The sequence below is a fragment of the Pseudomonas sp. BB438 genome, assembly GCF_057180225.1.
Genome location: NZ_CM170001.1, coordinates 1,520,326 through 1,540,743, shown reverse-complemented (window position 1 = coordinate 1,540,743; position 20,418 = coordinate 1,520,326). Strand labels below are relative to the sequence as shown.

At 64.2% G+C, this 20,418-nt stretch carries 20 protein-coding genes; 11 read left to right on the top strand and 9 right to left on the bottom strand.

Annotation, left to right across the window (positions count from 1 at the left end):
• The first annotated feature begins 2 nt into the window (after positions 1–2).
• The 5 genes from AC1ZV1_RS07170 to AC1ZV1_RS07150 are packed head-to-tail and all read left to right on the top strand — an operon-like array spanning position 3 to position 4,183.
• Positions 3–236, top strand: a complete 234-nt coding sequence (locus AC1ZV1_RS07170) for a hypothetical protein (protein WP_484296091.1) — start codon at positions 3–5, stop codon at positions 234–236.
• Positions 237–238: 2 nt separating this feature from the next.
• Positions 239–1,000, top strand: a complete 762-nt coding sequence (locus AC1ZV1_RS07165; RefSeq protein ID WP_484296090.1) for a hypothetical protein — start codon at positions 239–241, stop codon at positions 998–1,000.
• A 48-nt stretch (positions 1,001–1,048) separates the two neighbouring features.
• Positions 1,049–3,163: a lipase family protein gene (locus tag AC1ZV1_RS07160; RefSeq protein ID WP_484296089.1), complete on the top strand. Its 2,115-nt coding sequence runs from the start codon at positions 1,049–1,051 to the stop codon at positions 3,161–3,163.
• Between the two features lie 4 nt (positions 3,164–3,167).
• A complete protein-coding gene (locus tag AC1ZV1_RS07155; RefSeq protein ID WP_484296088.1) occupies positions 3,168–3,407 on the top strand; it encodes a hypothetical protein in 240 nt (79 codons plus the stop codon).
• On the top strand, positions 3,404–4,183 hold the full coding sequence (locus AC1ZV1_RS07150; RefSeq protein ID WP_484296087.1) for a hypothetical protein: 780 nt from the start codon (positions 3,404–3,406) through the stop codon (positions 4,181–4,183). The genes AC1ZV1_RS07155 and AC1ZV1_RS07150 overlap by 4 nt, the downstream gene beginning before the upstream one ends.
• A gap of 163 nt (positions 4,184–4,346) precedes the next feature.
• Here the strand turns inward: AC1ZV1_RS07150 and AC1ZV1_RS07145 are convergent, their stop codons facing one another.
• The 4 genes from AC1ZV1_RS07145 to AC1ZV1_RS07130 form a co-directional block, all read right to left on the bottom strand.
• The gene (locus tag AC1ZV1_RS07145) at positions 4,347–4,715 is read right to left on the bottom strand and encodes a hypothetical protein (protein ID WP_484296086.1); all 369 of its coding nucleotides are present in this window, start codon (positions 4,713–4,715) and stop codon (positions 4,347–4,349) included.
• Between the two features lie 5 nt (positions 4,716–4,720).
• Complete coding sequence (ung, locus tag AC1ZV1_RS07140) at positions 4,721–5,413, bottom strand: uracil-DNA glycosylase (RefSeq protein ID WP_484296085.1); 693 nt, start codon at positions 5,411–5,413, stop codon at positions 4,721–4,723.
• A 54-nt stretch (positions 5,414–5,467) separates the two neighbouring features.
• A complete protein-coding gene (locus tag AC1ZV1_RS07135; protein WP_484296084.1) occupies positions 5,468–6,031 on the bottom strand; it encodes a hypothetical protein in 564 nt (187 codons plus the stop codon).
• Between the two features lie 98 nt (positions 6,032–6,129).
• Positions 6,130–6,951, bottom strand: a complete 822-nt coding sequence (locus AC1ZV1_RS07130) for a VanW family protein (RefSeq protein WP_484296083.1) — start codon at positions 6,949–6,951, stop codon at positions 6,130–6,132.
• Positions 6,952–7,184: 233 nt separating this feature from the next.
• Between AC1ZV1_RS07130 and AC1ZV1_RS07125 the strand changes: the two genes are divergently transcribed.
• On the top strand, positions 7,185–8,432 hold the full coding sequence (locus AC1ZV1_RS07125) for an ABC transporter substrate-binding protein (protein ID WP_484296082.1): 1,248 nt from the start codon (positions 7,185–7,187) through the stop codon (positions 8,430–8,432).
• A gap of 1 nt (position 8,433) precedes the next feature.
• Here AC1ZV1_RS07125 and AC1ZV1_RS07120 read toward each other — a convergent pair whose 3' ends face one another.
• Positions 8,434–9,312, bottom strand: coding sequence for a helix-turn-helix transcriptional regulator (locus tag AC1ZV1_RS07120; protein WP_484296081.1), 879 nt, complete (start codon positions 9,310–9,312; stop codon positions 8,434–8,436).
• A 181-nt stretch (positions 9,313–9,493) separates the two neighbouring features.
• Here AC1ZV1_RS07120 and AC1ZV1_RS07115 point away from each other — a divergent pair, with 181 nt between their 5' ends.
• The 5 genes from AC1ZV1_RS07115 (at position 9,494) to AC1ZV1_RS07095 (ending at position 14,584) form a co-directional block, all read left to right on the top strand.
• Positions 9,494–10,657 carry an isobutyryl-CoA dehydrogenase gene (locus AC1ZV1_RS07115; RefSeq protein WP_484296080.1) on the top strand — a complete coding sequence of 388 codons (1,164 nt, stop codon included), beginning with the start codon at positions 9,494–9,496 and terminating at the stop codon, positions 10,655–10,657.
• A gap of 212 nt (positions 10,658–10,869) precedes the next feature.
• Entirely contained in the window at positions 10,870–11,688 is an 819-nt protein-coding gene (locus tag AC1ZV1_RS07110) for an enoyl-CoA hydratase (RefSeq protein ID WP_081517615.1), read from the top strand.
• 10 nt (positions 11,689–11,698) lie between these two features.
• Positions 11,699–12,802 carry an enoyl-CoA hydratase/isomerase family protein gene (locus tag AC1ZV1_RS07105; RefSeq protein WP_484296079.1) on the top strand — a complete coding sequence of 368 codons (1,104 nt, stop codon included), beginning with the start codon at positions 11,699–11,701 and terminating at the stop codon, positions 12,800–12,802.
• Between the two features lie 120 nt (positions 12,803–12,922).
• On the top strand, positions 12,923–13,807 hold the full coding sequence (gene mmsB / locus AC1ZV1_RS07100) for a 3-hydroxyisobutyrate dehydrogenase (RefSeq protein WP_484296078.1): 885 nt from the start codon (positions 12,923–12,925) through the stop codon (positions 13,805–13,807).
• Positions 13,808–13,942: 135 nt separating this feature from the next.
• Positions 13,943–14,584, top strand: a complete 642-nt coding sequence (locus AC1ZV1_RS07095; protein WP_484296077.1) for an NAD(P)-dependent oxidoreductase — start codon at positions 13,943–13,945, stop codon at positions 14,582–14,584.
• A 47-nt stretch (positions 14,585–14,631) separates the two neighbouring features.
• On the opposite strand, the gene AC1ZV1_RS07090 is transcribed toward AC1ZV1_RS07095, so the two are convergent.
• The 4 genes from AC1ZV1_RS07090 to AC1ZV1_RS07075 form a co-directional block, all read right to left on the bottom strand.
• A complete protein-coding gene (locus AC1ZV1_RS07090) occupies positions 14,632–15,177 on the bottom strand; it encodes a hypothetical protein (RefSeq protein ID WP_484296076.1) in 546 nt (181 codons plus the stop codon).
• A 119-nt stretch (positions 15,178–15,296) separates the two neighbouring features.
• Positions 15,297–16,667 carry an HlyD family type I secretion periplasmic adaptor subunit gene (locus AC1ZV1_RS07085; protein WP_484296075.1) on the bottom strand — a complete coding sequence of 457 codons (1,371 nt, stop codon included), beginning with the start codon at positions 16,665–16,667 and terminating at the stop codon, positions 15,297–15,299.
• Positions 16,657–18,813 (bottom strand): type I secretion system permease/ATPase, encoded by a 2,157-nt coding sequence (locus tag AC1ZV1_RS07080; RefSeq protein WP_484296074.1) that lies wholly within the window; start codon positions 18,811–18,813, stop codon positions 16,657–16,659. Before AC1ZV1_RS07080 ends, AC1ZV1_RS07085 begins: the two co-directional genes overlap by 11 nt.
• A 21-nt stretch (positions 18,814–18,834) precedes the next feature.
• The gene (locus AC1ZV1_RS07075) at positions 18,835–20,196 is read right to left on the bottom strand and encodes a TolC family outer membrane protein (protein ID WP_484296073.1); all 1,362 of its coding nucleotides are present in this window, start codon (positions 20,194–20,196) and stop codon (positions 18,835–18,837) included.
• Between the last annotated feature and the right edge of the window lie 222 nt (positions 20,197–20,418).

Sequence of the window (20,418 nt, the reverse complement as noted above, 5' to 3'; positions counted from 1 at the left end):
GCATGAGCAACATTCTGATTCACCCCGGCCAGTTCCCGCTGCAGCAGGTGACCTACCGCGTCAGCCAATACGATGGCAGCCCACATTCCTTCGTGCTCTATCGGGTCACCACCCGCGAACGCAAGGTCTACGAGGGCGTCACCGATCGCCACGGCATCACTCAGCCCATTCCCACCCGCTACCCGGACGAGATGAACATCGTGTTTCCCAATAGCGTCAACGAAGAGGAACGGTAAGCATGAAAGCCTCGATCAACGCCACCAGTAGTGCCGTACTGATGCTTGTCAGCCTCAGCGGCTGCGCCCAACAACCATCCTTTGCTCCCGTTCCCGGTGGCGAGCAGGTAACCATCACCATCAAGGTGCCGCAGGACCTGGCAGCCGACACCATGCGGGTGATGTATCGCTCCGCCAAATGCCCCAGCAAGGAAACTGCCGACGGGCGCCCCTACGAGATCGACGGCTTCTACCCCATCGACGTGGAGCCCAGGCAAGTGGGGCAAAGCGATCTGTATGAAGCCAAATTGGCCAGGGACGGTGGCGGTGCCTGCCAGTGGAAGTTGAGCAATGTGACTTTTGGGGTGCATTACGAGAACACGGCGCAGTTTGGGGCGGATCTTAAATATGGCTGGGGAGGGGGAGTTATCGTGATATTTGACGAAAACCTGGCACAGAGAAGATCCATGGATCGAATCACCGAAGTCGATGGAGACTTAAATATTAAAAAAGATTTCTACCCTTGGATATCCGAAAGCTTTATTGGTGGACATATAAAAAGAGCAATAATATTTGGCCAGCAAGATGTGTTTACCTACAAAACTAAAAATGCAAAATCAGTCTTATTCGAACCAACTCTGCATTCCGATAAAACCTTATATTCAACATCTCCCAGAACCCGTAACAAAGATGACATCCCGCAATACAAATACCCAAACGGGGAAATAATAAATACAAGATCAGGCCCGAACTTCAGACGACTAAGCGAGAACGAGAGCAAATAAAATTCAAACCGAGTCATTCAGTTCCCCTGATAACAAGGACGATATCTCATGTCTGAATACATGCATCGCACCGATACGCTCTGCCCGGAAAAAATTGTGAACGTCCGTGGCAAACAAATTCTTCACTGGCTAGAGCTCCAGCTGTTTGATGAACAGGGCGATCCTCTGCCGCACCAGCCTTATCGCGCCATCAACGATGCTGTGCGCTGCGGGGAAATTCCCGAGTTCAGCGGGCAAAGTGATGCCGACGGGGTCATTCGCCTGGAGGGCCTCAAACCCATTGCCGTAACGGTATGGCTGACGGCCAAGCCATTGGCCGAGGTAATGCAGACCCGCCGCTTGCGGGCAGAGCGCGGCGAGCAACGGCGGGAACTGGTGTATGCCTACACCTACGACGGCCAACCACCGAAATCCCCAGTTGAAAAGCGGGCACGGGAAGCAGGGCACGTCCACCACTACTTGCGCATCGGGCAGCTGTGCGACCGCCTGCCAAGTATCCAACCCAAGTGGAAAGATGCGGCGCCACCCACCTTCCACTTCCCCGATCCCGAATTCAGCGGTTTTACCGTCAACACCGAAGCGCTGGACCGTCGCCATCTGCTTGAAATCTGTCCGTTCCGCGCATGGCAATTGGTGCTGCACCACCAGCCCGAATACAGCATGGCCAATGCCTACAACCTGGGATTGATGGCCAACCTGACCTACACAGAAGTGGAGTACGAAGAGAGCCGACGAAAACAGCCGCGAACATTGAGTGGGCTGACCGGCACAGTGGAAGAGTTTTTTTCGCGTCAGTGCCAGGATCTCTCCCGTACGCCCTCCTTCCCTCCCCCTACGCCAGGCGGCGAGTGGATGCCGGCCCTGGTGGTGGATGTGCCCTTCAGCGAACGCTACACCACCGCTGTGATGCTGGATGCGCGCACCGCGAAAGTGCCCAAGGGCGAGCCAAGCATTCCGTTCCACATCATTAAGAATACGCAACTGTTCTATGCCAGCAACCAGACCCAGTTGCTGGTGGCCTGGCGCGGTACTCAGGAATTCTGGGATTGGCTGACTGATGCCCAATACCAACCCATACCCGCCGATGGAAGTAGTTGCGAAACCAAGGCGCCCTGCACCCACCTGACATCCAAAGGCAAGGTTCACTTTGGGTTTCTGCAAGGTTTTGAAGTAGCAAAAAGGCTCTTCGCCAAAGACCTCGAAGAAGTTCAGGCACAGTCACGCGTTAAAGAACTATTTATCTGCGGCCACAGCTTGGGCGGCGCATTGGCACTAATCCACTCCGCCGAACTGAAGGACCGCGATCCCCTTCTCTACACCTACGGCATGCCGCGCACCTTCACCGCCCTGGCCATGCAATACCTGCGTTTCCCGCATTACCGCCATGTCAACGATGCCGACATCATCCCCTGCGTGCCGCCAGAAGCGCATCTGGATAACTGGCTGTACGACGCGCTCGGCCCCTTGGGGCCGGACCTGGGCTACCTGTGGTCCACCGGCGAGCTGCTGGCGAGCAAGATCGTCCAATTCGGCGACCCCTTCTGGCACCACGGCAACCCGGTGCTGTTCGGCACGGTCAAGCAGACCGTGGAGCGCAAAGAGACCCAGCTCCTCCGCCAGAACGGCAACCATGGCCCGCGCACGCCCCAGCAGCGCGTGCTCACCATGCCGCTGCCGAAGATCACCAAGCTCTACCTGGTACCCAGCCTCAGCGACGAGAAGAGCCGATACGCCAACGAACAGCAGAAGGCGTTCATCAAGTCCCTGTCGCGGGACAGCTTGAAGAAGTTCTTCCCGCCCTACAGCAACCCCGTCACCGGCAGCCACCGCGTCAGCGGAGAAGACCATCGCATGGCCCTGCAGTACCTGCCCTTCCTGCACAACCAGTTGCTGGAACTGTGCGCGCCGAACCTGAAGATGCGACGCAAGGAAGAGCGCGCGGAATTCAAGAAGCAGATGGACGAAAAATCCCGGAACAGCCCTGAGGAAGAACGCAAGCGCAACGAATTGTTCCTCGCCCTGCAGGAACTGTTACCCATGGCCATGGACATGACCGAGCAATTCGAAGGTGGAGCCGATGCGATTCAGCGTTTCGCCGCCCTGGAGCGGGAATCCGGCGAGCCCATCGAGCATATCTACAAGAAGCGTCCCCCTCAGGAGTGACGGCATGAACAACATTCTGATCCACCCCGGCCAGTTCCCGGTGCAGCACGTGACTTACCGCGTCAAGCAGTACGATGGCAGCGCGCACTCCTTCGTCTACTACCGCGTGACCACCCGCGAACGCCGAGTCTACGAAGGTGCCACCGACCGAGAGGGGCATACCCAGGCCATCCCCACACGCTACCCGGACGAAATGACTATCGAGTTCCCCCACAGCGTGGACATCCACAAGGACGAACCATGATGAAGCCCCTGATCCACCACGCCAGCGGCACCTTGCTCTTGCTGGCCAGCCTCAGTGGCTGCGCCCAGCAACCGACCTTCGCTCCGCCTCCCGGTGGCGAGCAGGTAACCATCACCATCAAGGTGCCGCAGGACCTGGCAGCCGACACCATGCGGGTGATGTATCGCTCGGCCAAGTGCCCTAGCAAGGAATTCGCCGACGGAAGGCCCTACGAGATAGAGGGCTTCTATCCCATCGACGTGGAGCCCAAACAGGCAGGGCAAAGTGACATCTATGAAGCCAAGCTGGCCAGGGACGGTGGCGGTGCCTGCCAGTGGGCATTAAGCAATGTGACTTTTGGCGTTAGTTACCAAAATACCAGCCGTTTTGGGCAGGAAGTCCAATCAGGGCGTGGGGGGGGAGTAATCGTAATTTTTGATGAAAACTTACCTCAGAGACGCTCAATGTACTCTCCGAAAGAGGTAAGCGGCGATCTAGAGATCAAGCCAGATTACTACCCCTGGGTCGACGAGGACGTTCTTGGTAAATACGAAAAGCGAGCCGTTCTGTTTAATGGTGAGGATATTTTCTTAACTTACCGCGCCATTACGGCGAAGAACGTGTATTTCACTCCAAACCTGCACAGTGACTACGCCGTTTATTCAGCGGGACCGAAGATCAAGCAGAAAGGCAATTACATCCGCTTCACCTACCCCGACGGCAGCGTCATCGCCGACGGCAGCAGCGAGCCCGACTTCGACAAGCTCCAAGCCATCCGACTGAAAAAGACCCAATAAACCTGCTGTAAACGTCAACCGCAGTCTGCGATTGAAGGCCCGCCTGCTGCGAAACCCCAGTCCAGCATCGAGAATCCGCGCGGCACCAAGGGGGAGAGCTGGCCTTCGCCACTCTCCCAAAGGCGCATTGAAGCAAGCAGTACAATCCGCGCTCCACGTTCACTCAATACTGGCGAGTGCGCAGCGAAACCTTCCAACTCTCACCGCTGACCGGCTTGAGGCAGACGACTTCGACCACCTTGCGTGTTAGCTCGCGGCCATCCGGCGCGAACAGGCGAATCTCACCCCAGCGGGCAGCAAGCGGCACCGAACACCGTGCGACAAGGGTCTTCAGATTCGGCTCGGCGACGGTCCAGCCGACCTGGTTCCGGGCATTCTCGGCAGCCACAAAAGTGCGAGCGGCCTGATCGATCTCATGCAGCCCGTGGACCGACTCGCTGGAGCGATAGTCGTCGAGGGAGGTACCGGCGGCGAGGCAGTTCGTGCCGAACACCAGGCCCGGCAGGATCGCCAGCCACGCGCGCCGGAGCATTGGCCTCACACCGGCGGCAGCGACCAGTCGATGGGGGTCAGGCCGTGCTGTTCGAGGAACTTGTTGGTGCGGCTGAAGTGGCCGTTGCCAAGGAAGCCGCGGTAGGCCGACAGCGGCGACGGGTGCGCGGACTTGAGCACCAGGTGCTTCTGCGCATCGATCAGCTTCTGCTTGCTCTGCGCGTGGGAGCCCCAGAGCAGGAACACCAGGTTCTCGCAGCGCTGGCTGACCACTTCGATCACCTTGTCGGTGAACGGGCCCCAGCCCGCCTGGGCGTGGGAGCCGGCGCGGGCCTGCTCGACGGTGAGCGAGGTGTTGAGCAGCAGCACGCCCTGCTCTGCCCAGTGCTGCAGGTAGCCGTGGCTGGGGATCGGCAGGTTGAGGTCGCGGTGCAGCTCTTTGTAGATGTTCTGCAACGACGGCGGCGTCGGCACGCCCGGCTGCACCGAGAAGCACAGGCCGTGGGCCTGGCCGGGGCCGTGGTACGGGTCCTGGCCGATGATGACGACCTTGATGCGCTCCAGCGGCGTGGTGTTCAGCGCGTTGAAGATCAGCGGACCGGGCGGGAAGATCACCTTGCCGGCGGCCTTCTCCGCGCGCAGGAACTCGCCCAGCTGCTTCATGTAGGGCTTCTCGAACTCCTCATGGAGCGCTTCTTTCCAGCTGGGTTCCAGCTTGATCCGGTCTTCGTTGGTCATGGTGCGTCTGCCTGGTGAAACGAACCGGCACGCTAAGCAAGCGCCCCAGCCAAGTCAAGGCGACTTGCACCGCACCGCCAGCGCCCGGGGCAGGCGCGGCTTGCCGCTCCCCAGGCGGGCCAATATCCACAGGGTCACGGCGACCGTAAGCCCAAGGTGGAACAGTTCGCGACGCGGCACACCGGCCAGCTCGCCGCGGGTGCCGATCAGCAGCCCGCTGCCGATGAACAGCAGCGCGCCGAGTACCGCCAATCCATAGCGCCGCGAGCGACCGGGCCAGGCAATGACCAGCAGCGCGACCAGATTGCTCACCAGCGAGAGTTGCGACAGGAACACCAGCGCCACCCCGGCCACCAACACCACCGCCTGCCGGCCAAGGCCGCCGGACAGTCGTCCCAGTGCGATCAGCGGGAGGCCCACGGCGCCAGACACGACGCTCGCCACATGATGTGCGTCGGCCAGCCCGGCGGCGCCGCCATACTCCAGCGCGCCCAGCAGCGCCGCAACGCCCATGGACAGGAAGCCCAGCGCCCGCCACTGCTGGCGCTCGCCCAGGGCGAGCCAGGCGGCGACCGCGCAGGCCAGGGTCAGCAGCAATTCGGCGATCACGGGCAGCATTGGACGGGGCCTCCTCCGGGTAGTCGGCGAAGACTAGCGAGCCCCACGGCGGCGCGCACGGTCGAACACGACAGCCCGGGCGACGCTGCGCGCCAACATCAGGAGGGGGATAACTGCTCGTCGTCGACCGGGTACTTCACTCGCACGCGGTTGCGGTACAGGCAGGTGCGCTCCAGCAGAACCCCTTGCTGGCCTTTTTCGCGGACCTCCCGCCAGATTTCATTCTCCCGGATCACCCCGCCACCACTCCTCAGGAATCGATGGTTGCGCTGGTAGACGTGATAGCGGACGGGACGCTCGGCGCTGCATAGCAACACACCTTCCAACTGGTGCTCCGCCACGTTCAGGTCGAACTGGAACGTCTGCGGCGTCGGATTGAACAGCACCAGATCGACGAAGTTGTAGAAGATCGCCGCGCCCGAGCCAAAGGGCAGGACCCTGCCGTCGTCGGGGAACGGGTCGAAACTGTGGTTGGCGCGCTCCACGACCGTCAACGGCGAATGCAGCGCCATCCAGTGGAGCAGGTTGCTGAGCTGGCAGACACCCCCGCCGACGCCTTGCCGCGCTTCGCCAAACGACAACTCCATGCCCTCGACGAAACCTCGCTGCCGGGTCGGCCGGCCGAGCAGGCGGCAAAAGGAGAAGTACTGCCCCGGTCCGATCCGCACACCGTTCATGCATTCAACGGCCAGGCGCAGGTTGGTGACCTTGCCGTGCTGCAATGCCAGGTCGCTGTTGCCCAGCCGCCGGATCAGTTTGGAGGTGTGCTTGATGTACCGAAAGGGCAGGCGCTCCCGATCAGGCGGCAACCCCACGTAATGGCGGCTGGAGATTGCCCAGTGGCAGCGTCGAAACACGCGACGTTGCCAGACGCGCAGCGCATAGAGCCACGGGTGGTACAGAGAAAGCGGTTTACGCACGACGAATACTGTCCATAGTCCCGAACACTCCTTGATGCCGCCGAGCAGCGGTCATTCGCCCGCCCGGCATAGCGCCGCGAAATTTTCGGGCATAGGCAGAAATGTCCGCAACCAGAAACGTCCGCCCGCCGCTCGACACCTTCATGCGACCAAAGACCAATGGGAGTGGCCGCTCAGTCTGTGCACAGTCCCTTCTTCGCTTCACCCGCCAATAAAAACAACAGGGAACGAACATGCGATTCATGACTGCCGCACTCTCGCTGGTGGCTGCCCTCAGCTGCCTGGCGCAAGCCGCCGATCCGATCAACCTCGGTCTCAATTACCCCCGCACCGGCTCCTACAAGGAAGAAGGCCTCGCGCAGATGCGCGGCGCGCTGCTGGCCATCGACGAGATCAACGCTCAGGGCGGCGTGCTCGGCCGGCCGCTGCACCTGCTGAGCAAGGACGATGCCTCACGCCCGGAGAAGGCCCTGCGCAATATCGACGCCATGGCGGCCGACGGCGCGGCGATGTTCTTCGGCGGGGCGTCCAGCGCGGTGGCCATCGCCGCTGGCGAACGGGCCGCGCAGAAGAAACTGCTGTACTTCGGCACCCTCACCTACTCCAACGACACCACCGGCAAGGACGGCCAGCGCTACATGTTCCGCGAGTGCAACAGCGCCTGGATGAGCGCCCGCGCCCTGGGCAGCTACCTGGGCCGCACACTGCCGGGCAAGCGCTACTTCTACGTCACCGCCAACTACACCTGGGGCCTGACCACCGAAAGCTCGCTGCGCCACTATACCGGCACCGAAGACGCCGCCCGGCACCCGTCGATCAAGGTGCCCTTTCCCGGCGCACGCCTTTCCGATTACCGCGATGCGCTGACCCAGGCGGCCGCGAGCAAGGCCGACGTGCTGGTCCTGGCGCTGTTCGGCGAGGATCTGGTGCACGCCATGCGCATCGCCGATGAACTGGGCCTGACGCGCAACCACCAGGTCATCGCACCCAACCTCACCCAGAGCATGGTGGAGCTGGCCGGGCCAGGCCTGATGCAGGGCGTGATCGGCACCGAGCCCTGGACCTGGCAGGTGCCCGAGCGCGAAGGATCGGCGCGCGGCCAGGCCTTCGTGCGCGACTTTACCCAGCGCTACGGCGTCTACCCGGCCAGCTCCGCCGCCTCGGCCTACAGCATCGTCTACCAGTGGGCCGACGCCGCCAAACGCAGCGGCAGCCTGGACAGCGACGCACTGGTGAAGGCATTGGAAGGCCATCGCTACAGCCTGCTCAAGGGCGAACAGCAATGGCGCGATTTCGACCACCAGAATATCCAGCGCGTCTACGTGGTGAAGGTGAAGCCGCGCGACGAGGTGCTGCGCGACCCGCTGCACCAGGACTATTTCGAGATCGTCGAGCACATGGACGGCCCCGAGGCAGCCCCGACCCTCGCCGAATGGCAGGCCGAACGCAGCGCGGCGGGCAAGCCGCTGACGCTGCAGTAACTCAACCGGTATGCAGCGCCCGGTAGTGACTGGGTGCCATGCCCACCACGCTCTTGAACAGCCGCGAGAAGTAGTACGGATCGGCATAGCCCAATTGCTCGGCAACCTGGCGCACTTCCAGGTTGCCCTGGTCGAGCAGGCGACAGGCATGGGTCATCTTCAGCCGGATGAAATCCTGGATCGGCGCCTGACCGGTCAGCGCGCGGTAGGTCTTGGCAAAGTGGAAACGCGACAGGCGGAACTGCGCCGCCAGCTCGTCGAGGTTCAGCGCGTCGTGCAGGTGCTCGCGCATCATCGCCTGCACCGCCTCCACGTCCAGCACCCGTCCGGACTTCAGCCGCGCCCGCGCCGGGCGCAGGGCCAGCGAGGTCAGCAGGCTCTGCAGCAAATGCGCGGCATGGATAAAGTGCGGCAGGCTCAGGCCCTGCCGGCGCAGCGCCAGGAGCGCATCGAACTCCCCGAGGATTCTCGGCTGTACGCCCACCCGCAGGCGTGGCGACTTGCCCAGCGGGCGCAGGAAATCCTCGGCCAGCCGGCCGTCCAGGTGCACCCAGAAGATCGACCAGGGTTGATGTTGATCAGCCCAATAAGCATGGGCGCGCCCCTTGGGCAACACCAGCAGATCGCCGCCGGCGACCTCGAATCGTCCATCCGCCGTTTCCAGCCAGCCGTGCCCGGCGCTGCAGTAGATCAGCAGGTGATCGTCCGGGTCTTCCCGCTCCATGCGGTGCCCCACCGCCGCCGGGTAGTAGCCCAGGGCCAACGGATAGCAGGCCTGGCCGAGCGGATGGCGATCCAGGGCGCGGCGCAGGCGAGGCGGCGTGATGAAGCGGACGCCCTGCTGCGGCAGTGGCCAGGTGGAGATCAGCGGGCGGGACATGGTCCGGGTTCCGACGATGGCAATGCCAAGATCGTCCATCCTCAACACAAGATCGTCAATCCACAGCGGCCGGCGCAACGGCTATAACCGAAGGACTCTTTACCCAAGAGCCTCTTCGCCCAAGAGCGCGCGCGCCACAAGCGCGAAGCGGTAGCCAACAAGAACAAACAGAGGTAGCTGCATGCATTTCGATCTGTCCGAAGAACAACGCCTGCTGGTGGACAGCGCCCGCGCCTTCGCCAGCCGTGAACTGGCGCCCCACGCCGCCGACTGGGACCGCCAGCACCACTTCCCGGTGGAGGTGATCCGCCGCGCCGCCGAGCAGGGTTACCTGGGCCTGTACATCGCCGAGGAAGACGGCGGCCTGGGCCTGTCGCGCCTGTCCGCCTCGCTGATCTTCGAGCAACTGGCCGCCGGCTGCGTCGCCACCACCGCCTACATGACCATCCACAACATGGCCAGTTGGATGCTCTCAAGCTTCGGCGACGCCGCGCTCAAGGAGCAGTGGCTACCGGGGCTGATCGGCGGCGAACTGCTGGCTTCCTACTGCCTCACGGAACCGGACGCCGGCTCCGACGCCGCGCGCTTGCGCACCCGCGCCAAACGCGACGGCGACGAGTACGTGCTGGATGGCGCGAAGACCTTCATCTCCGGCGCCGGCTCCACCGACGTGCTGATCGTCATGGCGCGCACCGGCGAAGACGGTGCCAAGGGCATCTCCTGCTTCCTCGTGCCAGCCAGCGCCGAGGGCATCCGCTACGGCCGCAACGAGGACAAGATGGGCTGGAAGGCACAGCCGACCCGCACCATCACCTTCGAGGGCGTGCGCATTCCCGCCGGCAACCGCATCGGTCCGGAGGGCCAGGGTTTCGTCTACGCCATGAAGGGCCTGGACGGCGGTCGCCTGAACATCGCCAGTTGCTCCCTCGGCGCGGCCCAGGCGGCGCTGGAGCAGTCGCTGCGCTACGTCGAGGAACGCAAGCAGTTCGGCAAGGCGCTGGCCGAATTCCAGGCTCTGCAGTTCAAGCTCGCCGACATGCTTACCGACCTCACCGCCAGCCGGCAGATGGTGCGCCTGGCCGCGCACAAGCTGGACCACAAGGACGGCGAGGCGACCCTGTACTGCGCCATGGCCAAGCGCTTCGCCACCGATCGCTGCTTCGCCCTGTGCAACGAGGCGCTGCAACTGCACGGTGGCTACGGCTACCTCAACGACTACCCGCTGGAGCGCTGGGTGCGCGACAGCCGCGTGCACCAGATCCTGGAGGGCACCAACGAGATCATGCGGGTCATCGTCGCCCGTCGCCTGCTGGAACAGGGCGGGATGCTGGATCGCCTGCTCTGAAAGCCCTTGTGCAGGAGCGAGGGGGATGCCTTCGTTATTGCGCGCCAACATCCCCCGCGGCGGGGTTGGTTCGCGAGCAAGCTCGCTCGTACGAAGATCAAAAGCACTGGAAAAACCGCCCGCCCGTGCGGGCGCAATCGAACAGATCGGACATGGACGCGCGTCGCCGCGCGCACCTAGAGTCCATGTCCATGACCGACAAGGAGATGCCCATGAGCAACGCCCTCGAGCCTTACAAGCCCGGAGTCTTCGACCTGACCCACAAGCTGACCGTGGAAAAACACGGCCACACCGCGCTGATCACCATCAATCACCCGCCTGCCAACACCTGGGACCGCGACTCGCTGATCGGGCTGCGCCAGGTGGTCGAGCACCTGAACCGTGACGATGACATCTACGCCCTGGTGGTGACCGGCCAGGGCCCGAAATTCTTCTCCGCCGGCGCCGACCTGAACATGTTCGCCGACGGCGACAAGGCCCGTGCCCGCGAGATGGCCCGTCGCTTCGGCGAAGCCTTCGAGACACTGCGCGATTTCCGTGGCGTGTCCATCGCGGCGATCAACGGCTACGCCATGGGTGGCGGCCTGGAGTGCGCCCTGGCCTGCGATATCCGTATCGCCGAGCGCCAGGCGCAGATGGCCCTGCCCGAGGCGACCGTGGGCCTGCTGCCCTGCGCCGGCGGCACCCAGGCGCTGCCATGGCTGGTCGGCGAAGGCTGGGCCAAGCGCATGATCCTCTGCGGCGAGCGTGTCGACGCCGACACCGCGCTGCGCATCGGTCTGATCGAGCAGGTCGTCGATACGGGCGAAGCACGCGGCACTGCCCTGCTGCTGGCAGCCAAGGTCGCGCGGCAGAGCCCGGTGGCGGTGCGCACCATCAAGCCGCTGATCCAGGGCGCCCGCGAGCGCGGCCCGACCACCTGGCTGCCGGAAGAGCGTGAGCGTTTCGTAGACCTGTTCGATGCCGACGACACCCGCGAGGGCGTGAACGCCTTCCTGGAAAAACGCGATCCGCACTGGCGCAACCAATAAGGGCCCGACGATGAATGTGATGTTCGAAGAACGCCCCGGGCTGCACGGCTTCCGCATCGGCGTGGTGACGCTGGACGCGGAGAAGAGCCTGAACGCCCTGAGCCTGCCGATGATCGAGGCGATGAACCACCAGTTGCGCGTCTGGCAGGACGACGCGCAGATCGCCTGCGTGGTGCTGCGCGGCAACGGCGGCAAGGCCTTCTGCGCTGGCGGCGACGTGCGCAAGCTGGTCGACGCCTGCCGCGAGAAGCCCGGCGAGGTGCCGGACCTGGCCCGCCGCTTCTTCGCGGACGAATACCGCCTGGACTACCTCATCCACACCTATTCCAAACCGCTGATCTGCTGGGCCCACGGCTACGTGATGGGCGGCGGCATGGGCCTGATGCAGGGCGCCGGGGTGCGCATCGTCACCCCGAGCAGCCGCCTGGCCATGCCGGAAGTGAACATCGGCCTGTACCCGGACGTTGGCGCGAGCTGGTTCCTTGCCCGCCTGCCCGGCCGGCTCGGCCTGTTCCTCGGCCTGACCGCCACGCAGATGAACGCGCGCGATGCGCTGGACCTGGACCTCGCCGACCGCTTCCTGCTCGACACCCAGCAGGACGACCTGATCGAAGGCCTGGTACAGCTGAACTGGCGAGAACAGGCCGATGTGCAACTGCACAGCCTGCTCCAGGCACTGGAACACGAAGCCCGTGGCGAACTGCCCGACGCCCAGTTGCTGCCGCGTCGCGCACGCCTGGACGCGGTGCTCGACAGCGCCAACATCGCCGAGGCCTGGAACGCATTGACCGCGCTGGTCAACGACGAGGACGCGCTGATCGCCCGCGGGGCAAAGACCCTCGCCTCGGGTTGCCCGCTGACCGCTCATCTGGTCTGGGAACAGATCCGCCGCGCGCGCCATCTGTCGACTGCCGAGGTGTTCCGCATGGAGTACGCGATGAGCCTGAACTGCTGCCGTCACCCGGAATTCCCCGAGGGCGTGCGAGCCCGGCTGATCGACAAGGACAACACCCCGCACTGGCACTGGCCGGATATCGCTGCCATACCTGATGCAGTAGTGAATGCGCACTTCGACGCGACCTGGGAGGGCGAGCATCCGCTGGCGGATCTGTAGGTCCTCTCCTCTGCTCTTCCTGTAGGAGCGCCCCATGGGGGCGATCGCGGGCATGGCCCGCGCCTACTGGATGACTGCTTGCGCTGGAGTGCCTGTCGTCGTGAACGGGAGGAAACCAGCATGCAAACCATCGCCTTCATCGGCCTCGGCCACATGGGCGCCCCCATGGCCGCCAACCTGATCAAGGCCGGCTACCTGCTGCGCGTGTTCGACCTGGTGCAGAGCGCCATCGACGGCCTGGTCGCCCAGGGCGCCAGCGCCGCTCGCAGCGCCCACGACGCGGTGGACGGCGCCGACGTGGTGGTGACCATGTTGCCGGCCAGCCAGCACGTCGAAGGGCTCTACCTCGGTAACGAAGGCCTGCTGGCGCACATCGCCCCCGGCACCCTGGTGCTGGAATGCTCCACCATCGCCCCGGCCTCGGCGCGCAAAGTCCACCAGGCCGCCGCCGAACTCAGGATTCCAATGCTCGACGCGCCGGTCTCCGGCGGCACCGGCGGCGCCATCGCCGGCACCCTGACCTTCATGGTCGGCGGCAACGCCGAGGTGCTCGAACGCGCCCGCCCGGTGTTCTCCGCCATGGGCCGGAACCTCTTCCACGCCGGCGGTGACGGTGCCGGGCAGGTCGCCAAGGTGTGCAACAACCAACTGCTCGCCGTGCTGATGATCGGCACCGCCGAATCCCTCGCCCTGGGCGCGGCCAATGGCCTGGACCCGGTGGTGCTGTCGGAGATCATGCGGCGCAGCTCCGGGGGCAATTGGGCGCTGGAGGTCTACAACCCCTGGCCCGGCGTGATGGAGAACGCCCCTGCCTCGCGCGGCTACACCGGTGGCTTCATGGCCGCATTGATGACCAAGGACCTGGGCCTCGCGCAGGAGACCGCGCAGGTCAGCGGCAACAGCACGCCCATGGGCAGCCTGGCCCTGGCGATGTACCGGCTGCTGGTGAAACAGGGGCATGGCGAGCAGGACTTCTCGGTGGTGCAGAAGCTCTTCGACAATTGAGTCGATTGTGAAGCGGCGCTTACGAGTGCATGGCGCGCGCATGGCTTTATCCACGCGCGCGCCGGGCCGAAGATGAATCACCTGCCGGCCATGCCTACCCAGGCGCGGCATTCCCTCCCACGAATAGGTGATTCCATGAACATTGCCCTGATCGGCGCCACCGGCCACGTCGGCCATTACTTCCTCGAAGAAGCCCTGCGCCGTGGCCACCACGTGACCGCGCTGGTACGCGAGCCGGCGAAACTGCCGGAGCGCGCCAATCTCAAGGTGGTCCAGGCCGATGTCTATGACCCGGCTCAGGTTGCCCGTGCCGTCGCCGGCCAGGACGCCGTGATCAGCGCGTTCAATGCCGGCTGGGGAAACCCGGACATCCGCGGAGCCCACGCCAAGGGCAGCCGCGCCATTCTCGACGGCGTAAAGGCCTCCGGCGTGAAGCGCCTGCTGGTACTCGGCGGCGCCGGCAGCCTGGAAATCGCCCCCGGCCAGCGCCTGGTAGACAGCCCGGAGTTCCCCGAACAGTGGAAGCAAGGTGCACTGGGCGCGGCTGACGCACTGGACCAACTGCGCGCGGAGCATGCGCTGGACTGGGCCTTCCTCAGCCCGGCCATGCTGCTCGACGGCGAGACCCGCACCGGCAGCTTCCGCATCGGCGGCGACCAGGTGCTGTTCGATGGCAACGGCGAAAGCCGTATCTCCCTGCCGGACCTGGCGGTGGCGATGATCGACGAGGCCGAGCAGGCCAACCATCACCAGCAGCGGTTCACCGTGGCGTACTGAAAAGCAAAAGCCCCGCTCGAATGCGGGGCCTCCAGGCGCCATGGGGATTATGGCTTGACGGTGAAATCGCGCCCCCAAAGGCGAATCGACTGCACCGCTGCGGTCGGACCATCGAACACGAACTTTTGACGCACACCGGTGTTCGCCGGGATGGTCACGTCGTCCGGATTGATGGCACCGGGTAACGGCGCGCTGGAGTAACCCTCCTGGTCGATGGCCAGCAACGCGCCAGTCTGTCGCAGGTTGATCAGGCGCAGTGGCTTTCCGGTAGCGTTCTTGAACCCGAGCATGGCAACCAGATTGCCATCTTCGCCGAGCTCGACCTTGAGCAACTGCACGCTGACCTGACCGTCCATTTGCGCCAGGCTGGAGACGACAATGGAACCGTCGCTTCCCTGGGCGGACTCTCGACCTTCGGTGACGCCGTCGGAAACTCCTCCCAGCAGATTCTTGCCAGCGGAAATGGCCGAGGATACGGCCGCCTTGGCGGAATCCTTGAGGGCGCTGGAGCCCGTTGCAGCCTCCTCGGCAGAGACCGTGTGCGCTCCCAGCACAGCGAGTAAAGACAGGGTCAGCGGCAAATTCCTGTTCATGATCAAGCTCCTGATGAACCAAAACGCAGAGAGCCCAAGATTGCCGACGCTTGCCGGGAAAAGCGAGTCGATGCCTGCAGAAACCCCGACTCGCTTGCGCTTTTGCCATACAACCGCGATCAGCGCTCCCGCAACGCCTCCGCCTTGGCCCGCAGGATGGGCTTGAGCAGGTAGCTGAGGATGCTCTTCTTGCCGGTCATGATATCCACCGTGGCGATCATCCCGGGGATGATCAGCAGCGGCTTGTCGTCCGTGCCCAGGTGGCTTTTGCGAGTGCGTAGCTTGATCAGGTAGAAGCTGTTGCCGTCGTCGTCGGTGACGGTGTCGGCGCCGATCTGCTCCAGGTCCGCCTGCAGGCCGCCGTAGATGGTGTAGTCGTAGGCGGTGAACTTGACCATGGCGTGCTGGCCGGGGCGCAGGAAGGCGATGTCCTGCGGGCGGATGCGTGCTTCCACCAGCAGGGTGTCGTCCAGCGGGACGATCTCGATCAGGTCGCTGCCCGGCTGGATCACGCCGCCAATGGTGTTCACCAGCAGTTGCTTGACGATGCCGCGCACCGGCGAGGTGACCAGGGTGCGGCTGACGCGGTCTTCCAGCGCCTTGCCGGTGGCCGTGGCCTTGCTCAGCTCGGTGCGCGCTTCGTTGAGTTCCTTCAGCGCATCGCTGCGGAAGCGCGACTGGGTCTCGGCGACCTTGCGCTCGACTTCCTTCACCGCCGCCTCGGCGCGCGGGATCGCAAGCGTGGTCGCGTCGAGCTGGCCGCGGTTCTCCACTTCCGAGCGCTTCAGACGCAGCAGTTCCACCTGAGACATCGCGCCCTGGGCCACCAGCGGCGCGGACATGGAGATCTCCTCGCGCAGCAGGTTCAGGCTGTTGCGGTACTGCGCCTGCTTGGAGATGAACTCGCGCAGCTCCTGCTGCTTCTGCACCAGTTGCTGCTGCAGGCCGTCGGTTTCATCCTTGAGCTGCTGCTGGCGGCTGTGGAACAGCGCCTCTTCGCTGCTGGCCTGGCCCGGTGCCTTGGCGCGCACGTCATCGGGGATATTCAGCGGACGGTCTTCCACCTCGGCGGAGAGACGCTCCACGCGCAGGAACATCGCCAGGCGGTCGGCCTCGGTCTCGCCGACATTGGACTGGAAGCGCGTCGGGTCCAGACGCATCAATTGCTCGCCGGCCTGCACCACCTGCCCTTCGTGGACGAAGATCTGCGAGACGATGCCGCCTTCCAGGTTCTGGATCTTCTGCACCTTGGACGAGGGAATCGCCTTGCCCTCGCCACGGGTGACCTCGTCGATCTGCGCGAAGTGCGCCCACAGCAGCAGAAAGGCGACGAAACCGATCAGGATCCAGATGGTCAGCCGCACCACGCGCGGCGCGTCCTCGATCAGCGCCTTGCTGACTTCCGGGAGCGGCTGGCCGGTGAGGCTGTCGCCGCCCTTGAAATAGCCACGGACGGAGTGGCGGATACCGCCCTGGGGATTAAGCGACACTGATCTGCCCCTTCTTCAGTGCATCCATGACCACGTCCTTCGGACCGTCGGCGATGATGCGGCCCTTGTCGATGATCACCAGACGGTCCACCAGGCTGAGCATGGAGGCGCGGTGGGTGACCAGCAGCAGCGTCTTCTCGCCCAGGATCGCCTGCAGGCGCTGTTTCAGGCGCTCCTCGCCGGCGTTGTCCATGGCGCTGGTGGGTTCGTCCAGCAGCAGGATCGGCGGGTCGAGCAGCAGTGCGCGGGCCAGGGCGACGTTCTGCCGCTGGCCGCCGGAGAGATTGTGGCCGCGCTCGCCGACCTGCAGTTCGTAGCCCTGCGGGTGCAGGCGGACGAACTCGTTGACGCCGGTCAGCTCGGCGACTTCCAGCACGCGTTCGTCATCGATGTAGCGCGCGCCGCTGACCAGGTTGTCGCGCAGGGTGCCGCTGAACAGGCTGATGTCCTGCGGCACGTAGCCGATATTGTGGCGCAGCTCGCTGATGTCGAGCTGACGCACGTCGGCACCATCCACCAGCAGGTTGCCGTTCTCGGGTTGGTGCAGGCCGACGATCAGCTTGGCCAGGGAACTCTTGCCCGAACCGCTGCGGCCGATGATGCCGACCTTCTCGCCGGCGCGGATCTGCAGGTTGATGCCGTGCAGTGCCGCCACCTGCTGGTTCGGGTAGGCGAAGTCGAGGCCGCGCATCTCGATGCCGCCGCGCAGTTGCGAGCGGGTCAGCGGACGTTCGTCGGCGTTGCGCTCCTGCGGCAGCTCCATCATCTGGTTGGTGGTGACCATGGACAGGCGCGCCTGCTGGTAGCGCTGGATCAGACCGGAAAGCTGGGTCAGCGGGCCGAGGGCACGGCCGTTGAGCATGTAGCAGGCGATCAGGCCGCCCATGGACAGGTCGCCGGCGATGATCAGGTACACGCCGCCGATGATCATGACGACCCCGGCCAGCGCCTGGATCAGCACGGTGATGTTCATCGCCAGGGTCGACAGCAGCTTGACCCGCAGTTCCAGGCGGCTGAGGGTGCCGATGGTCTGCTCCCAGAGATACTGGCGCTCGCTCTCGGCGTTGTTGACCTTCACCGCGTCGAGGCTGGCGAGGGTCTCGATCAGGCTCGACTGGCGCTCGGCGGCCAGCGCCATGGTGCGGTTCATGGTCTCCACCAGCGGCTTCTGCAGCAGCCAGCCCAGGCCTGCGGCCAGCGGGAAGGCCACCAGCGGGACAAAGACCAGCGGCCCGCCGATGATGCCGATCACCAGGAGGATCAACAGGGTGAACGGCAGGTCGATCAGGGTCGTGAGCGTGAGCGAGTTGAGGAAGTCGCGCAGCGTCTGGAATTCATGGATGTTCTGCGCGAACGAGCCGACCCGCGCCGGGCGGTACTTCATGCTCATGCCTACGATGCGCTCGAACAGCGTCGCCGAGATGATCAGGTCGGTCTTCTTCCCCGCCAGGTCCAGGCACAAGCCGCGCATGGTCTTGAGCAGCAGATCGAACAGGTACGCGCCGCTGATGCCGATGGCCAGCACCCAGAGGGTCGCGGCGGCCTGGTTGGGCACCACGCGGTCGTAGACATTCATGACGAACAGCGGCGCGGCCAGGGCGATCAGGTTGATCAGCAGGCTCGCCGCAACGGCATCGACGTACAACCAGCGCGAGCGCTTGAGGGTGTCGCGGAACCAGCTCTTGGCGCGCGGGATCAGCTCGCCGTGTTGCAGGTCGAACTTGTGCTGCGGCTGGGCGAAGAAGGCTTGGCCGACGTAGTCCTCGCCGAGCAGTTCGCGGCTGACGCGCACTTCACCACCATCGCTCTCCGACAGCAGCAGGCGCGCATCACCATTGCTCTCCCAGCCCAGCAGCACCGCGCAGCGCCCTTCGCGCAGCAGCACCATGGCGGGCATGGCCAGCGCGGGAATCTGCTCCAGCTTGCGCTGCAGCAGGCGTCCTTGCAGGCCGGCGCGAGCCGCCGCACGGGGCAGCAGTTCGGCGGACAGGCGCTGCCCGGGCAGCGGCAGGCCGCTGGTGAGCATGGCGCGACTGGCGGGTTTCTGGTGCAGCTGACAGAGCGTCAGCAGGCTGTCCAGCAACGGGTCGTCGAGCAGACCGCGCGGATCGTGGCTGAGGGGTACGGCGCTGACTTCTTGATCCACGCGGATGCTCTCTCGGGCAGGTTAGTTGAGGCCGGGCAGCTGGACTTTCGGCTTGACGTCTTCGGACGCCACGGCAGCCATCGGCGCCACCACCCCCTGGCTCTTGAGCAGCTCGCCCAGGGTGGCCTTGATGCGGTACTGGGTGAACAGTTCGGTGTACTTCAGGTCGACCAGGCGGCGCGAGGCGTTGAACAGCTCGTTCTCGCTGTCCAGCAGGTCGAGCAGGGTACGCTCGCCGATGGTGAACTGCTTCTGGTACGCCTCGCGCACGCGGGTGCTGTAGTCCACGTACTGGCGGGCGATCGGCAGCTGGTCGCGGGCATTGCTCAGGGCGTTCCAGGACAATCCGAGTTCCTCGTTCAACTGGCGCAGGGCGTTGTTGCGGATGTCCAGGGCCTGGTTCGCCTCGTAGGACTTGGCCTCCAGCTGGGCCTTGTTGCTGCCGCCGGCGAACAGGTTGTAGCGCATGCGCAGCATGGCCTGCCATTCGTTGTTGTGGCCTTCCTCGCCATCGAGGTTGTTATCGGCACCCTTGGAAAGTTCTGCATCGAATCTCGGATAGAAGGTCGACTTCGCCGCTTCGTACTGCTTCTCCGCCGCGGCCACGTCCGACTCCGCCGAGCGCAGGATCGGGCTGTTCTCCACCAACTGGCGGCGAGCCGCCTGCAGGTCGTCGGGCAACTGGCCGACGAGGCCGGTCGGCTCGCTCAGGTCGACCGGGTCGCTGCCCACCACGCTGTAGTAGTTGGTGCGGGCATCGGCCAGGTTGGTCTTCTCGGTCATCAGGTTGTTCTGCGCCTGGGCCAGACGTGCTTCGGCCTGGTCCTGGTCGGCGAGACGGCCGACACCGCGAGAGCTGCGCAGGCTGATCTGGTCGTACACGCGCTGGTGGCTCTTCAGGTTTTCCTCGGCCAGACGAACCATTTCCTGACGACGCAGCACATCGGTGTAGACCTGGGCGACGTCGAGCGCGGTGCGCTCGGAAGTACCCAGCAGCGCGTAAGCGCGGGAGTTCACGTTGGCCTGCTGGCGGCCGACTTCGCTGGAGGTGGCGAAGCCGTCGAACACCATCTGGCGCAGGGCCAGGTTGGACTCCCCACGGTTCAGGGTCTTCCAGTGGTCGCCCTCGCCACGGGTGGTGGTGTTGTCGGAGCCTTCGCGGCCGTAGCCGGCGGTCAGATCAACGGACGGCAGGTAGCCCCCCTTCGCGGCCCGCAGCTGCTTGTCCGCAGCAAGACGCGAATTCACACCGGCCTGGATTTCCGGGTGGTACTCCAGCGCCTTCTGCATGGCCTGGTTGAGGGTGTCCGCCTGAACCGGCAGGGAAACGGGAATGACGAAAGCCAGGGCGAAGGGCACTGCTTGAGCGAATCGCATGCGCATGAGGAAAACATCCTTATCAGTGAGATAGCCGCAGCGATTCGATTGCCGCAATCAGCGTCAAAAGACCGGCGAATGGCTGCAAGGAGAGCATCAAAAAGCGTGATGAATTTCACGCTAAATATTTTTGGGCGGCGCACCGATATCAAAGTGACATCGATTTGCCAATTGTTTAGGATGGCAATCGAATGGTCAATACATTGGCATATACGTAATTTCTATCCG